The following is a 16,431-nucleotide window of genomic DNA, read 5'->3' on the forward strand; positions in this document are numbered from 1 at the left end:
TTAGTTTTTACTTTCCGAAGAAATATAGAAATAGGGTAGGGAAATATGGTATTTTACAACAACAAGTCTAATTGAAATTACAATTAGCGTGGTGGTAAGGTAAATGATATCACGATTTATAACAAGCTCGTGCATTATTACAAAAGCGAGTCCGCCCATTATACAGGCAGTGGCGTAGATCTCTTTTCTAAAGATCACGGGAATTTCGTTACAAAGAATATCTCGAATTGCACCACCAAAAGTACCCGTCATAGTACCAAGTGCAATGCAAATAATGGGATCAAGCCCATTTCTAATGCCTATTTCAACACCGGTAATAGTAAAGACTCCCAGCCCAATGGTATCAAAAAGAAAGAGGGATTTTTTTAGATAATTAATTTTGTTTCTAAAAATAATGGCAAGAATGGTTACAACGCCAATTAGGTAAATATATATGGTATTTTCCATCCAGGTTACTGGAGTGTTACCTATTAAAGTATCGCGTAACGTACCACCACCAATGGCAGTTACAAAACCAATAATAAAAATACCAAAGAGGTCCAGCCGGCGATCCATAGCAGCCAATGCGCCAGATATAGCAAAGGCTATAGTCCCCAGGATATCTAGAATATTAAATAAAGTAAGTTCCATTTACTCGATAATCGAGATTTTAAAAGCTTCGGGGACTTCCCGAAATTAAAAAAGTTAAACCTGAATATCTCGCGGTTTTCGCTAGAGAATTCTTAAACAAAGGTATAGTTAAATTTTGGAAGCCCTTAATTTTTATTTCCTGAATGAAATCTATACCTTCAAATTATTTGCTAATAAGAAAACTTAATTAGTAAGGCCTATAGATTATAACTAAAGTTATTACTTTTGTAAGACAGAAAAACAAGAAATAATGAGCGATAAAATAGAAAGAATAAAAACCTTAATTATAGGATCTGGACCTGCAGGATATACTGCAGCAATATACGCGGCAAGAGCAGACCTTAAACCTGTTATGTATACAGGAATGGAACCTGGTGGACAGTTAACTACAACAACCGAAGTGGATAACTTTCCCGGTTATGCCGATGGAGTAGATGGGCCAAAAATGATGATGGATCTGCAAAAGCAAGCCGAACGTTTTGGTACCGAAGTAAGAATGGGCATGGTAACCGAAGTTGAATTTACCGATAAACCCGGCGGAATTCACAAAGCTTGTGTAGATAACGCAACCTGGGTAGAAGCCGAAACGATTATTATTTCTACCGGTGCTACGGCTAAATACCTTGGTTTACCAAGTGAGCAACGTTTACGTGGTGGTGGAGTTTCAGCATGTGCTGTTTGTGACGGATTTTTCTATAAAGGTCAGGATGTAGCTATAGTTGGTGGTGGAGATACCGCCGCAGAAGAAGCTACCTATTTGGCTAATATTTGTAGCAAAGTTACTATGCTTGTAAGAGGTGACCAGATGCGTGCATCTAAAGCAATGCAACACCGAGTAAACAGTACTAAAAATATTGATGTTAGGTTTAATACTGAAGTAGACGAAGTAATAGGCGAACAGGTAGTAGAAGGTCTAAGAATGCTGAATAAAGAAACTGGCGAAAAAGAGCAAATCTATATTACCGGGTTGTTTATCGCCATTGGCCATAAACCAAATACCGATATTTTTAAAGGTAAATTAACGATGGATGATACCGGGTACTTAATTACCGAAGGTAAATCTACTAAAACCAATATCCCGGGAGTTTTTGCCTCAGGTGATGTGCAGGATAAAATTTATCGCCAAGCAGTAACCGCAGCGGGAACTGGATGTATGGCTGCTCTTGATGCTGAACGTTATTTAGCTGAAATTGAAAGCGAAGAGGGAGAAGAAGTAAAAACTACCAAAAAGGTAGAAGCTTAATCCTCATAATTTTAAGAATATCAAACCTCACAGGTCATCAAAACCTGTGAGGTTTTTTTGTTTTTAAATAAAATCACAAAAAAAATCAGCTTAGATCCTGAAACCAGTTCAGGATCACGTTAAATTGATAATTGTTATAAATACTAATATTCCAACCCTATTTTAGTTCTAACTTTATCCAGTAGCTCAATTAATTGCAGGCTTTTTTCAAAGGTCATTTCGGTACTTTCAGTTTTGCCCTCGCTTAGCATTTTTTGAACGTGTTCCGCTTCAAAATTATAACCATTGGAATTCACTTTAAACTCTTTGGTTTCTTCACCTTCTGGTGTTTGTATAATAATACTTGTAGGTTCGTGAAACCTGGTATTTAGTGTAAGCGTAGCTTTTTCAAACTGAATAATTGCTGCGGTAGGGGTTTGTTTTATAATAGAACTACCCAATTCTGCCTCTACACCATTTTTATACTCAAAAATAATATCACAGTTTTCGTCAACTCCGGTATCATGAAAACTGGCTTTCGCCTGAATTCTCTCTGGAGCTCCCAGAGCACTCATTGCCATAAAGATAGGGTAAATGCCAATATCCAGTAAGCTACCGCCACCCAGGTTTTTATTGTAAAGGCGTTTATCTAGATCTATCGGTGCCGGAAATCCAAAATCGGCTTTTAGATTTTTGATTTTCCCATATTTTTCAGACTTAATTTGTTCTATTACAAACTTAAAATGCGGAAGAAATTGCGTCCACATCGCTTCCATAAGAAAAACCTTTTCCTTTTTGGCTTTTGCGATCATTTCTTCCACCTGCTTTTTGTTCATTGCAAAAGGTTTTTCGCATAAAACGGCTTTTTTATGATCAAGGCAAAGAAGGGTCTGTTCGTAATGAAAAACGTGTGGGGTTGCGATATAAACCACATCTAATTCTTCATCTTTTAACATTGCTTCGTAGCTGGAAAATAATTTTGTAGCCGCATGTTCTTTTGCAAATGTTTCAGCTTTGTTTTTAGATCTACTGGCAACCGCGTAAAGTTCGGCGCCTTCAACGTTATTTAAAGCAGTGGCGAATTTTCCGGCAATTTTTCCGAGGCCAAGGATTCCCCATTTTATATTTTTCATCTTAAATAAAATTTATTTTAGAAAGTTAATTTTTATTGAAAAACCCAAATTTTAAACTGAAAACTAGGTGCTTCTTTTAATTTTATGTTCCGGGGTTTTTATAAATAATTCCAGGATTAGAGCAAGTGCCATGACAAGTAAACATCCTACTAAATTGAGCCATAAATAGGGCATCACATCAAATTTATAGAGAATTATTACTATAATTTGTGTGATTATTGCGGCTACAAAAACCGAATTACTATTTACAATTTTAATAAAAAATGCCAGTAAAAATATTCCCAAAACATTTCCGTAGAAAATAGAACCGATGATATTTACCAGCTGGATGAGATTATCAAATAAATTGGCAAAGCTTGCAAAGGCAATGGCAATGGCGCCCCAAAGTAGCGTAAACCATTTGGAAGCTTTTACATAATGTTCGTCAGACATTTCGGTTTTTCGGCTTCTTTTATATAGATCTATGGAAGTTGTTGAGGACAACGCATTTAATTCGGAAGCGGTAGAAGACATGGCTGCAGATAGGATTACTGCTAATAACAAACCAATTAATCCGCGTGGAAGGTTATTCAGAATAAAATGAATAAATACATAATCTTTATCGTTGCTCTCGGCATCTTTGTCTGATGCGTCTATTAATTTCCTTGCTTTTTGTCTCGTTTCGTTTTCTGAAGCATTTAAAGTAGCCAGGTTTTCGCGATAAGTAGAATTATTTTTAGGAGTGAAATTATTGTTTTCGGCAAATTGTAAATGCAGGTTCTGTTTTTCCTGCTGTATCTCATCGTGCTCCAGCATTAAATCTTCATATTGATTTCCGTAATCGGAATTTAAAACAGTTTCCGTGGCTGCGGGATTAAAATTTAAAGGAGCGTTGTTAAACTGATAGAATACAAAAACCAGGACACCTACAAGCAAAATAAAGAACTGTAATGGTACTTTAAGCATCCCGTTCATAATCATTCCCATTCGGCTCTCGTTAACCGATCTTCCACTCAAATAGCGCTGCACCTGGCTTTGATCTGTTCCAAAATAGGAAAGTGCTAAAAAGCTTCCTCCAATAATTCCGCTCCAAAAAGTATATCGGTTTTCAAAATCGAAAGAGAAATCCAGAATATCCATCTTGCCGCTGGCACCGGCAATTTCAAGAGCATTGCTAAAATTAATATTTTCGGGTAAATAGCTTAGAATAATAAAAAATGCAGCAAACATTCCCGTGAGAATTACTGCCATTTGCTGCTTATGAGTAACGCTCACGGCTTTTGTACCGCCGGCAACCGTGTAAATAATAACTAAGGAACCAATTAGCACTGTTAAACCAGAGAGGTTCCAGCCTAAAACAGCTGAAAGAATAATTGCAGGGGCAAAAATAGTTAAACCGGCTGCAAGACCACGCTGAATTAAAAACAGGACTGCAGTTAATGTTCGGGTTTTTCTATCGAATCTTGATTCTAAATATTCGTATGCGGTATAAACGTTGAGTCTTCGATAAATGGGAATAAAAAACATACAAATAATTACCATTGCAATAGGTAGCCCAAAATAGAACTGTACAAAACCCATCCCATCGTGAAAAGCCTGGCCCGGTGTAGATAGAAAGGTGATGGCACTTGCTTGAGTTGCCATTGTAGAAAGCCCAATTGTCCACCAACGGGTTTCGCTGCCACCGCGAATATAATCTTGTGCTCCCTTATTATTTCGGGTTTTGTAAACGCCATAAGTAACTATAAAAGTGAGCGTACCAAGAAGAACAATCCAGTCTATTAATTGCATATTAGGTGAATTGAGACATTATAAAATAAAACATGATTATGTAGGCTGCGTTGGCCAAAAGAACAAAAGTATAGGATTTCTTCCAGGTAAATTTCTCGGGTTTCTTCATTATTTTCCTATTGAAATCATATTAGCAAAAAGCCTGTAAGCGCCGGGAACTCCCACCGGAAACTGTCTAAAAAAGCTTAAACCGGTATAAATAAAATATCCTTCTCCATATTTTGCAACCATTAAACTTCCATTTTTGGGAGTTTCATTTTTATCGTTCATAGAAAGGATTGGCGTAAATTCTTCACTCCAGGAATCAGGAAAGTAAAGTCCGCGTTCCTGCACCCAATTTTCAAAATCTTTTTCGGTGATTTTATTCGGAAAATTTAAGATAGGGTGATCTTCGGCTAAAAACCTAACTTCGGCCGTTTCATCGGTTACCCTGTCTCTAGATAATTCCAGCGGAAAAGGAGAAATATTCTCTGTCACCAACCCACGGTTAGTGTTGTATTGCACAATAAGATTGCCGCCATTTTTTACATAATCAAAAAGAGCCTGTTGCTTATATTTTAAGGCTTCTACGGTGTTTAATGCACGAATTCCCAGTACCACCGCATCATATTTTTGCAATGAAGCCTGTAAAATTGAAGCCACATTTAATTTATTAACTCGATAGCCAATTTGCTGAAGGCTTTCTGGAACAACATCACCCGCACCCTCAATGTACCCTACTAAATCTCCTTTTTTCTCGATTTCCAGTCTTGCAACTTTTAATTTTGCAGGAACTACCAGGTTTTGTTTCGGAATGTGTTTGTAATCTATACTGATGAGTTTTTCTGAAAATTTCTCTCCGTTTATCGTTGCTGAAGGAATTATAAAAGTTTCTTCCTGTTCTTTGGGCGGAGTAATCTCAAAAGTGACCGTTACTGAACTCCCTTTTTGCTGAAGCTGAAATTTATGATTTTCGGGCTTAATTTTCCAGTTTTCCCCGGCAGTAAGATTAACCTCTCCCTGAATATTTGGTTTTCCAGAGGTAAGTTTTACTGAAACTTTTTTAGATTCCTCATTTTCAAAAATGATTACATCTTCTTCAAAAGCGAGGGAAACTTTAGGAATAACCTCAAAAGGTTGATAGGTTTCGCCAAAAACAGCATCATTATATTTATAAACTATAGGTTTTTCAAAGTTTAGGGAAACATCCTTAAAATTGAGCTTAAAAACTGCTTTAGTAAGACCTGGTCTTTCGGGTAGCCCAATAAGCTCACGGTTTTTTACAATATACATTCCGTTTTTTGATTCTTCCTCTAACCAGTATGGCGTGGTATAAGATGTTTTTTCCGGAACCTTTAATGCGATCTTATTTTGCCAGTTTTCGTTATTTTTTAGTTCGGTTTCGGGTTGAACTTTAGAGTCATTCGGACTTAATTCTATTGAACTCAAAATTACAGGAAAATCACTTCGGTTAATAGCCTCCAGTTTAATTGTTACGCTATCTTTTGGAGTTGCTGAAGGCTGAGAAGCTACTGCTTCTAAAAATAAGCCTGTGCTGGCGTAAATAATATTTTTAATTTCTTTGGTTTTTAATTCCCGCCAATGTTCATTTGGTAATTTCTGGATCAGCTTATAAGCTTCAAGAAGTTGGGGTAGGCTAGCGGCAGGATTTGTAAAACTGTAGTTTTCTTCAACTTGATGTAGAATTTTACTAATTTCAGCACCACCTTCTAATTTGTTCCAGGAAGTATCTATACCTTCAAACACATCTTGCGAGCGTATGGTATCTCCTTTAATTGGTTCTAAATACTCCATTTGTTTACCACGGGACCCAGTACTTCCAAAGCCTTGAGATTGGTGTTGGCTTCGGCTTAAAGATGAAATTTCGGGATTTGAAAGTCCCAGTAGCGGAAAATAAACTCCGGTGTCAAAACTTATAAATCTATCTTTACTGGCTTCTTCAAAAGCTTCTTCACCGCCATAAAACCAGGGCGAAGTATTAAAATATGCACGTTTTGGTTGGTGGGTGTTGGTATAATTTAATTGGTCTGGAAATTTATTGGGATTAGCAGCAGCATCAAAAGCTTCTAAACTTAGAAGGGCAGAAGAAGTGTGATGCCCGTGAGTACTCCCGGGGGTGCGATGATCAAACCGATTTATAATCACATCTGGTTTAAAATTTCTAATTATCCAAACCACATCGCTTAATACTTTTTCTTTATCCCAAATTTTAAGGGTTTCTTCCGGGGTTTTAGAATAACCAAAATCGTTAGCACGGGTAAAAAACTGCTCTCCACCGTCTATTTCTCTCGCCGCAAGTAATTCCTGGGTTCTTATTAAGCCCAGTTGTTCTCTTAGTTCTGGGCCAATTAGGTTTTGACCACCATCACCTCGGGTTAAGGATAAATATGCGGTTCGGGCGTGTTTTTCGTTTGAAAAATAGGAAATTAATCGGGTGTTTTCATCATCGGGGTGTGCGCCAATGTATAAAACCGAACCAAGGAAATTCAGCTTTTTTATTTTCTGAAATATTTCAGAAGCATTTAATTTTTCGGGTTCCTGTGCGTGTAAATTCAACAGGAAAAAACAGAAAAGTAAACTAAATAGTTTTCGCATAAATTTCACGGCGATTAATAAGACATCCAAATATAAAAACTTTAGCCGCCTGAAGATAGAAAATTAACTGCTTTTACCCGGTAATCGTGATTTAATTATGTAAGGACTATTTATAATTTACAATAATAACAGCAGAAATTTGGAAAGCAAAAGATTTCTAAATGGTTTAAAGACTGCTTTTATCTCCATCCAGGTAAACATCTTTGGCAACTAAAGAAACCGCTTTTTGAAGAATTAAGTTATTTGGGTAGGTTATTAATTCTCCCTCTAAAGTTCTGAGGTGTAAATGAAAAGCCTTTATATCTTCAATAATAGCTTCAATAGGTAGATCTTTATCGTGAATCTTTATTTTGTCTCCAATTTTATACGGAAATGAAAAGAAAAGAATTACACCTGAAGTAATATTGCTAAGAATAGACCAAATAGCAAAAAGCGCAACCCCAAGCACTGCAAAAACCGAAGAAAATATTAAAGAAAGTTCGGTTAGTCCCATTCCCCAGGCAATGGCTAATAAGAAAACCGCGATAAATAGGATAAGTATATTAATGTATTTAAACATTAACCGGGTTCGGGTGAAGTCTATTTCACTTCGTTTTCCAACCCTATGAGCAGCTTTTTTTAACAAAAACTGGACGATTAATAAGGCAAATACAGTAATTATCGTGTAGGTAATTTCAGATCTGTATTGAGTTAAAACTTCAAACATTTTAGTGCTAATAATTTTATATAAAGGTAGATTTTAAAAGCTATTTTCAAATAAAAATTATGGACTTATTTAAAATTTTTACTTTCAGTTTAAGGTTAACTTAAAGCTTAAGGTTATGTTATTTAATGATTTTATAATCAATTAATTATAATTTAAATAGAAGCAAGGTCAATTAGTTCGTTATAAACTAAATGGGTTGGAAGCCCTACTACATTAAAATAACTTCCTTCCAGATTGGTAATTCCAATTAAGCCAATCCATTCCTGTATTGCATAGCCGCCAGCTTTGTCAAAGGTTTTAAAATTTTCAACGTAATAATCAATCTCCCCGCTGGTAAGTTCTTTAAAAGTTACTTTTGTTTCGCAGTTTACGGTAGATTGATGATTGTGCGTAGTAAAACATACCGAAGTAAAAACACTATGGGTTTTACCCGATAATGATCTAAGCATCTCTTTAGCTTCAAGCGTAGTTTCAGGTTTTCCCATAGCTTTGTCTTCGTTGTACACTATGGTATCGCTGGTAATTAAAATCTGATCTTTTTTTAATTCCTTCTGAAAAGCTTCAGCTTTTAGTTGTGAGAGAAAATCGGTTATTTCTTCTTTTTTAAGGTAATCTGGACATACTTCTTTTACCGGTCTCACATCAATTTTAAAAGGGATATTTAAATCTTTAAAAAATTGGTGACGTCTTGGAGAGCCTGATGCGAGAATTATTTCTTTCTTCTTTAAAAGTTCTTTAAGCATAATTATTTTATTAAAATCCCTGTAAGATAAGATTATTTGTAAAATTTTTTGTTGAGTGAAGTATACCAGGTGTAAATTCTATGAAACAAGAATAAACTGATATAAGCCTATAGAAGTTAGTCCGAAAAACATTATTATTTTTAATAATAAGCTTAGGTGTGAAAAATGTTTCTTCTTTTTGGCTTCCCAAATTTTAACCTGGAAATAGAGTAGGGGTGCGAGTATAAAAATAAGAGTATATATTACCAGGAAAGTATTCTCAAATAAATAATTGTAAATATAATATACAATTGCGGCCACGGGTAAAATGCCTATTGCAAAAATGATCTTATTGGTGCGGCTATGCCCAAGAATTATAGGTAAGGTTTGTATTCCGGCGTTATAATCTCCTTTCGCATCTTCCTGATCTTTTACTATTTCCCGAAGTAAATTTATTAGAAATGCAAAAATTGCATAATCCAGTAAAATTGAAAATAGTAAAGATTGAACCTGTTTATTTTGTGAATTTATTGCAGGAAAAAGATCAAAAACTGAAGGCAAAAGCACCACAAAGCCAACAAGCAAGCTAATTAAAACATTCCCCAGCACAGGAATTTGCTTTAAATAACTGGCATAAAGGTAGAGTAAAGCTGAAGAAAAGATGAAAATCGCAACAAACCCGGGTTTGCCCAGTAAATTAGCAAGGTAAAAACCAATTCCTACGCCAATAACATTCAAAATTATAAATAAATTATTCGCTTTTTTTTCTGAAATTTTATTGCCTATAATCAGCTTTTCCGGTTTGTTAATTTTATCGGCCTGTACATCATAAATATCATTAATTACGTATCCCGAAGCGGCAATACAAAGTGTGGCAAGCATAAGGAGCGCATACCCAAAAGTGCTAAGCGTAATTGCAGCGCCAAATTCCTCGAAAAATGAAAATTTAATCAGGATTAAAGTGAGTGCAATAAAAACCAGGTTGGGCCACCGAATTAGTTTGAGGTATGCTATCATATTTAATTATTCAGAAACAAATTTTAGACCTATGAGGGAAATAATTAAGGTGCTTAAGAAAAAGATACGCCAAAAATGCGCGGGTTCCTTAAAGATAAAAATACCCAGCAAAACGGTGCCCACAGCTCCAATACCTGTCCAAACCGCGTAAGCAGTGCCTATGGGTAGCGTTTGGGTAGCTTTGTAAAGTAGAACCATACTTAGCGTGAGCGAAAATAAAAAGCCAACAAACCAAAGGGTACTGGTATTTCCCGAGGTGACTTTCATTTTTCCCAGACAAAAAGCGAAACCTACTTCAAAAAGTCCGGCGAGAATAAGTATAATCCAGTTCATTTATTATTTATCAATCCATTTACCCTGCACTTTCATCACCTGCTCAATCACATCTCTTACACAACCTTTTCCGCCTTTTTTATGCGAAACATATTTTGAAATTTCTTTTACTTCGGCTACCGCATCCTGGGGGCAGCAAGGTAAACCAACAAGTTTCATAGGATAATAATCGGGAATATCGTCTCCCATATATAGAACATCTTCGGCGTTAATTTCATAAATATCGAAGAACTCGTCCATTTGTTCCACTTTATCGTGAATGCCCAGATAAATATCTGTAATTCCAAGGTCTCTAAGACGTTTGCGAACACCTTCGTTTTTCCCTCCAGAAATTATACAAACCGTAAAACCGGCATTTTTAGCTGCTTTTAAAGCATAACCATCTTTAATATTCATAGTACGAAGAAGTTCACCCTGAGTACTAATTTGAATGCTCCCATCGGTAAGCACACCGTCTACATCAAAAACAAAAGTGTTGATTTGGTTTAAATATTCTTTATAATTTTTTTCCATGAAAATCCTGAATAGATTGGGTTAAAATGCTGTAAATGTCTTTATTTTTTTTTGGTAAAAGTCTTAAATGAGCTTCAATCGTTTTTTGGTCATTTCTTATGGCCGGGCCGGTTTGAGCATCTTTTGGTGCTAAGCTTTCAATTTTTGAAGCGGTTTCCTTAATAAGTGGTCTTAAAATACTAAAATCTACCTGGTTTTTTTCGCAAATTTCTGCGCCAAGAGTATATAAATGATTGCTGAAATTGTTTACAAAAACTGCTGCCAGGTGTAAAGCTTTGCGTTGCTCAGAATTTACTTCTCTAACGTCTTTGGTGATTTCTAAAGTCAGTTTCTTAATTTTTTCTAAATTTTCAGCTGAATTTGCTTCGATGCAAACCGGGATTTCCCCAAAATCTACCAATTTGTTTTTAGAAAAAGTTTGCAACGGATAAAACACTCCGAAATTACTCAAATTTTCCAACGCATTTAAACTTACCGCGCCCGAGGTATGTAAAACTATCCCTGGAAGGTCTTTTAGATTATGGGCAACATCGGCAATTACATCATCTTTTAAAGCGAGTAAATAGAAATCGGCCGATTTTAAGTCGCTGATCCTGTTTGTGGTATTGGTGTAATCTTTAAAATAATTCAGGTTTTCTTCCAGGTGATTATACACCTGGATTACCCTGGTGTTTTCTGCTTCAGAAAATGCTCTAAATAGATGAAATGCAACATTCCCTGCACCTAAAATTACCACTTCTATCATTCGGCTAAATTATTAAAAATATTGAGGCAATAAAATTAACATTCATGTAGGAGAATGTCTTGATTTTTACTATTTCAAACCGTTAAAATTCCCTAAATTTGCGGGCTTAAAAGAGTTACTTCATGCAGAATAAAATAGCCTCTGTCATATTTTCTACACGTATAATGGCAGTCTTATTTGTGGTCTATGCAATAGCCCTGGCGTTGGGAACATTTATTGAAAGTTGGTACAGTATAGAAACCGCGAGAGTGTTAATTTATAACGCCTGGTGGTTTGAAGCCATTATGGTATTTTTTGTGATTAATTTCGCCGGAAATATTAAACGGTATAACCTTCATAAACGCGAAAAATGGTCTTCACTTTTAATCCATTTATCGTTTGTATTAATTTTAGTTGGTGCCTTTATTACCCGTTATATTAGTTATGAAGGTGTGATGCCTATCACGGAAGGTGAAACAACAAATATCATGCTTTCAGAAAAAACCTATTTTACCGCATTTATTGACGGGGAAATAGACGGCGAACCTCGCCGAAGGGTTTTGGAAGAACAGGTGCTTTTTGCCCCTGAAACCGAGAATGACTACGTATTAAATACCGATTATAATGGGCAACCGGTTACTATTGAAGCTACTAATTTTATTTATGGTGCTAAAGAAGAATTAGTTCCTGCCGAAGATGGAGAGAATCATCTTAAATTGGTAGAAGCCGGTGGTGGTAATCGTCACGACCATTATTTAAAAGAGGGCGAAGTTCAAAACATACACAATGTCTTATTCGCGTTAAATGAACCTACCGAGGGAGCGATTAATATAACGTATGAGGAAGAAACCGGAAAATACACTATAAACTCTCCATTTGAAGGCGATTATATGCGAATGGCCGACCAGGAGAAAGGGAATTTGGTTAAAGATTCTACCCAAAACTTAATGCTGCGCTCTCTTTATAATATAGGGGCTATGCAATTTGTAATTCCTGAACCGGTGGTTAAAGGAAAATACGATATTATAAAAACCCCAGAAAAAACCGACGGCCAGAGCGATGCTCTAACGGTAAAAGTTACTTCTGAAGGGGAATCTGAAACAGTTACTATTTTGGGTGGCCAGGGAATTCCCAGTGAACCTCATAAAGTAGAACTTGCCGGCCTGGAACTATTCCTTAACTACGGTAGTAAAGAGATAGAATTGCCTTTTGCATTAAAACTGAACGATTTTATTGCCAATAGATATCCGGGAACTGAAAACAGTTATTCTTCATTTAAAAGTAAAGTTGAAATTGTGGAAGAAGGAAAAGAAAATGTTCCCTACGAGATTTATATGAACCACGTTTTAGATCACAAAGGTTTCAGATTCTTCCAGGCCAGTTTTATGCCAGATGAAAGCGGTACAGTACTTTCTGTAAATCACGATTTCTGGGGTACCTGGGTAACTTATATAGGTTATTTTCTACTTTATTTGGGATTAATGCTCATCTTGTTTGATAAAGGTTCCCGTTTTGGAAACCTTAAGGATATGCTTGAAAAAGTAAAAGACAAAAAGAAAAAATTAACTACGGTGCTTATTTTCTTTATGGCTACCGGCTCTATGTTTGCACAAACACCGGGAGACGAGCACGAGCATGCTGAATCGGCCAAAAGAGAAGTAGATTCTATTATTAAAAGCAACGCCATAAGCGAAGAGCACGCTGCTGATTTTGGCCGACTTATAATCCAGGATGCCGGCGGAAGGATGAAACCCGCTAATACGTATTCTTCAGAATTGCTTCGGAAATTAAGCAAATCTGATTCTTACGAAGGCTTAAGTTCAGACCAGGTTTTAGTTTCACTTACTCAAAACCCAATGATTTGGTATAATGTACCTATTATTTATGTTGAAAAACATAACGATAGTTTACATAATCTTCTTGGGGTAGAAGAAGGGAAAAAATACCTTACCCTTAGTAGTTTCTTTGACGAGATGGGGAATTATAAACTTTCTCCGCTGTTAGAAGAAGCCTACCAGGCTGCTGTGCCTAATAAATTTCAGAAAGATTTTATCAATACCGATAAAAAAGTGAATTTATTATATCGTGCGCTTCAGGGTAAGATTTTAAGAATTTTCCCAATTCCGGAACATGAAAATAATAAATGGGTTTCTTATCCTGAATTAGAAGATGAAGAAGGTGCTTTTAAAGGAATGGATTCGGTGTACACCAAACAAATTCTTCCACTTTATATGACTTCCCTTTCTGATGCGGTTGAAAGTGGAGATTATTCTAAAGCAAACCAGTTTCTGGAAAGTATAAAAGGATTTCAAAAGAAATTCGGGGCCGAAGTATTGCCTTCAGAAGAAAAGGTTAATGCAGAAATTGCTTATAACAAATACGATATTTTTAGGAATCTTTTTTGGATGTATATGGTAGCCGGTTTATTTATGCTGGTTATTGTAATTGTAAAGATTTTTAAAGAAAATAAATTTATTGATTGGCTGGTTAAAATAAGCGCCGTCGTTATAATTGTTCTTTTTGTTTTACATACTTTAGGTTTAATTGCCCGGTGGTATATTTCTGGACACGCACCCTGGAGTGATGCTTACGAGTCTATGATTTACGTAGCCTGGGCCACAATGTTCTTTGGTTTGGCTTTTGGAAGAAAAAGTACCTTAACTATTGCATCTACAGCCTTTGTAACTTCAATGATTTTGATGATTGCGCACTGGAACTGGATGGATCCATCTATAGCAAACCTCCAGCCTGTGTTAGATTCCTATTGGTTAATGATTCACGTTTCAGTAATTGTGGGAAGTTACGGCCCATTTACCCTGGGAATGATTCTGGGGGCAGTGGCATTGCTTTTAATGATTTTTACTACTGAAAAGAATAAAAAGAAAATGGATCTCAATATAAAAGAGATCACCATTATTACTGAAATGGCGTTAACTGTAGGTTTGGTAATGCTAACCATTGGAAACTTCCTTGGAGGACAATGGGCTAATGAAAGCTGGGGACGTTACTGGGGCTGGGACCCTAAAGAAACCTGGGCTTTAATTAGTATTATGGTTTATGCCTTCGTAATACATATGCGACTTGTGCCGGGATTACGAAGTAGATGGTTCTTTAATCTTATGGCTGTTGTATCTTTTGCCAGTATTTTAATGACTTATTTTGGAGTAAACTTCTACTTAGCAGGTTTACACTCTTACGCAAGCGGAGATAAAGTGATAACGCCAACATTTATTTATTACGCCGTGGCTATAGTAGCCTTGCTTGGTGCAGTTTCTTACTGGAGATTCCAGAAGTTTTATGCTAAAAAGCCCAAGAAGAAGATTGAAAAATAATTAGAAAATTGCGAACTGAAAAATCTCGTGTTTAAAGTAAGGTGGTGAGGCTTCTAATATGTATAGATTCACAACAACTTAGATCCTGAAACAAGTTCAGGATGACGAATAAAAAAGCCTGTCTAAATTTTTTAGACAGGCTTTTTGAGTTTATACAAAGGAATCAATTATTTAATATTTCCAACCATATCTTTAGGTTGTACCCATTCATCAAATTGCTCTTCGGTAAGATGACCTAATTCAACAGCAGCTTCTTTAAGTGTAGTGCCGTCTTCGTGAGCTTTATTAGCAATTTCAGCGGCTTTATAATATCCAATTTTGGTATTTAAAGCGGTAACCAGCATTAAAGAATTATTTAAATGTTCTTTGATTCTTGGGGTGTTCGCTTCAATTCCACGAGCACAATTAACATCAAAAGATACACAGGCGTCACCAATAAGTTCTGCACTTTGTAATAAGTTAGCAGCCATAACCGGTTTAAATACATTTAATTCAAACTGGCCCTGCATTCCGCCAACCCCAATGACTACGTCGTTACCCATTACCTGTGCGCAAACCATAGTTAAAGCTTCACATTGCGTAGGGTTCACTTTTCCTGGCATAATGGAAGAGCCGGGCTCGTTTGCAGGAATATTGATCTCTCCAATTCCACTTCTTGGTCCTGATGAAAGCATTCTAATATCGTTTCCTATTTTATTAAGGGAAACCGCTAATTGCTTTAAAGCACCGTGAGTTTCTACAAAAGCATCATGTGCGGCAAGAGCTTCAAATTTATTTCCTGCGGAAATAAATGGTAATTCAGTGAATTTTGCGATAAATTCAGAAACGCGCTTTGAATATCCTTTTGGAGTATTTAATCCCGTCCCAACAGCGGTACCACCAAGTGCTAATTCGGCTAAATGCGGAAGCGTATTTTCCAGCGCATTAATTCCGTGATCTAGTTGAGCCACATAACCACTAAATTCCTGGCCCAGGGTTAGGGGAGTGGCATCCATAAAATGCGTACGCCCAATTTTTACAACTTCTTTAAACTCATCTGACTTTTTCTTTAAAGTATCACGAAGCTGTCTTACACCCGGAAGGGTAACTTTCGTAATCTTTTGGTAAGCTGCGATATGCATTCCCGTAGGAAAAGTATCGTTAGAAGATTGCGATTTATTTACATCATCGTTTGGTTGCAGGGTTTTGTCTCCTTCTCCCAAAGTTTTTCCTGCAAGTTGGTGCGCGCGGTTGGCAATAACTTCATTTACGTTCATATTGCTTTGAGTACCGCTTCCGGTTTGCCATATTACCAAAGGAAATTGGTCATCATGTTTCCCTTCAAGAATTTCGTCACAAACCTGGGCAATGTAATCTCTTTTATCTACCGGCAAAACACCTAATTCGCAGTTGGTGTATGCAGCAGCTTTTTTGAGGTAAGCAAAACCATAAACTATTTCCAGAGGCATACTGGCGGCAGGACCAATTTTAAAATTATTCCGGGAGCGTTCCGTTTGTGCACCCCAGAGTTTATCGGCCGGAACCTTTACTTCTCCAATAGTATCTTTTTCTATTCTATAGTCCATAATTAATATATTAGTTGTGACACAAATTTACAAGTTAGCGGCTTTTTTATAGGTATAAAAACAAAGAATTTAGCCTGTATTTTTTCTGATTTTCGTCAAGTAAGTGTGAATTTCTCACAATTTAATTGTGATAAGCCGGCAAAGCTTACTATCTTTGACCAGATCAAAA

13 protein-coding genes are annotated in these 16,431 nt (G+C 36.4%); 2 read left to right on the forward strand and 11 right to left on the reverse strand.

Annotation, left to right across the window (positions count from 1 at the left end):
* On the reverse strand, positions 1-630 hold the full coding sequence (locus BM084_RS02275; RefSeq protein WP_075326728.1) for a trimeric intracellular cation channel family protein: 630 nt from the start codon (positions 628-630) through the stop codon (positions 1-3).
* Between the two features lie 250 nt (positions 631-880).
* Here BM084_RS02275 and trxB point away from each other — a divergent pair, with 250 nt between their 5' ends.
* Entirely contained in the window at positions 881-1,873 is a 993-nt protein-coding gene (gene trxB, locus BM084_RS02280; protein WP_075326729.1) for a thioredoxin-disulfide reductase, read from the forward strand.
* Between the two features lie 143 nt (positions 1,874-2,016).
* On the opposite strand, the gene BM084_RS02285 is transcribed toward trxB, so the two are convergent.
* The 9 genes from BM084_RS02285 to BM084_RS02325 form a co-directional block, all read right to left on the reverse strand.
* A complete protein-coding gene (locus tag BM084_RS02285) occupies positions 2,017-2,985 on the reverse strand; it encodes a Gfo/Idh/MocA family protein (protein ID WP_093302555.1) in 969 nt (322 codons plus the stop codon).
* A 63-nt stretch (positions 2,986-3,048) separates the two neighbouring features.
* Positions 3,049-4,755: a sodium:solute symporter family protein gene (locus BM084_RS02290; RefSeq protein ID WP_075326731.1), complete on the reverse strand. Its 1,707-nt coding sequence runs from the start codon at positions 4,753-4,755 to the stop codon at positions 3,049-3,051.
* Between the two features lie 108 nt (positions 4,756-4,863).
* Positions 4,864-7,350, reverse strand: coding sequence for a PIG-L family deacetylase (locus tag BM084_RS02295; protein WP_093302557.1), 2,487 nt, complete (start codon positions 7,348-7,350; stop codon positions 4,864-4,866).
* A gap of 166 nt (positions 7,351-7,516) precedes the next feature.
* A complete protein-coding gene (locus tag BM084_RS02300; RefSeq protein ID WP_075326733.1) occupies positions 7,517-8,056 on the reverse strand; it encodes a mechanosensitive ion channel domain-containing protein in 540 nt (179 codons plus the stop codon).
* A 152-nt stretch (positions 8,057-8,208) separates the two neighbouring features.
* The gene (locus tag BM084_RS02305; RefSeq protein ID WP_075326734.1) at positions 8,209-8,799 is read right to left on the reverse strand and encodes a Maf-like protein; all 591 of its coding nucleotides are present in this window, start codon (positions 8,797-8,799) and stop codon (positions 8,209-8,211) included.
* Positions 8,800-8,877: 78 nt separating this feature from the next.
* Positions 8,878-9,795 (reverse strand): geranylgeranylglycerol-phosphate geranylgeranyltransferase, encoded by a 918-nt coding sequence (locus BM084_RS02310; protein ID WP_075326735.1) that lies wholly within the window; start codon positions 9,793-9,795, stop codon positions 8,878-8,880.
* A gap of 6 nt (positions 9,796-9,801) precedes the next feature.
* Positions 9,802-10,128 carry a DMT family transporter gene (locus tag BM084_RS02315; RefSeq protein ID WP_075326736.1) on the reverse strand — a complete coding sequence of 109 codons (327 nt, stop codon included), beginning with the start codon at positions 10,126-10,128 and terminating at the stop codon, positions 9,802-9,804.
* A 3-nt stretch (positions 10,129-10,131) separates the two neighbouring features.
* A complete protein-coding gene (locus tag BM084_RS02320) occupies positions 10,132-10,641 on the reverse strand; it encodes a KdsC family phosphatase (RefSeq protein WP_075326737.1) in 510 nt (169 codons plus the stop codon).
* Positions 10,625-11,386, reverse strand: coding sequence for a Rossmann-like and DUF2520 domain-containing protein (locus BM084_RS02325; RefSeq protein WP_093302560.1), 762 nt, complete (start codon positions 11,384-11,386; stop codon positions 10,625-10,627). The genes BM084_RS02320 and BM084_RS02325 overlap by 17 nt, the downstream gene beginning before the upstream one ends.
* A gap of 122 nt (positions 11,387-11,508) precedes the next feature.
* On the opposite strand from BM084_RS02325, the gene ccsA reads away from it, so the two are divergent.
* Positions 11,509-14,697 carry a cytochrome c biogenesis protein CcsA gene (ccsA, locus tag BM084_RS02330; RefSeq protein ID WP_093302561.1) on the forward strand — a complete coding sequence of 1,063 codons (3,189 nt, stop codon included), beginning with the start codon at positions 11,509-11,511 and terminating at the stop codon, positions 14,695-14,697.
* A 167-nt stretch (positions 14,698-14,864) separates the two neighbouring features.
* Here the strand turns inward: ccsA and fumC are convergent, their stop codons facing one another.
* Positions 14,865-16,262, reverse strand: coding sequence for a class II fumarate hydratase (gene fumC, locus BM084_RS02335; protein ID WP_093302564.1), 1,398 nt, complete (start codon positions 16,260-16,262; stop codon positions 14,865-14,867).
* Positions 16,263-16,431 lie beyond the last annotated feature (169 nt).

Origin of the sequence: Salegentibacter agarivorans (genome assembly GCF_900113135.1) — a bacterium.
In the GTDB taxonomy this organism is placed as follows: domain Bacteria; phylum Bacteroidota; class Bacteroidia; order Flavobacteriales; family Flavobacteriaceae; genus Salegentibacter; species Salegentibacter agarivorans.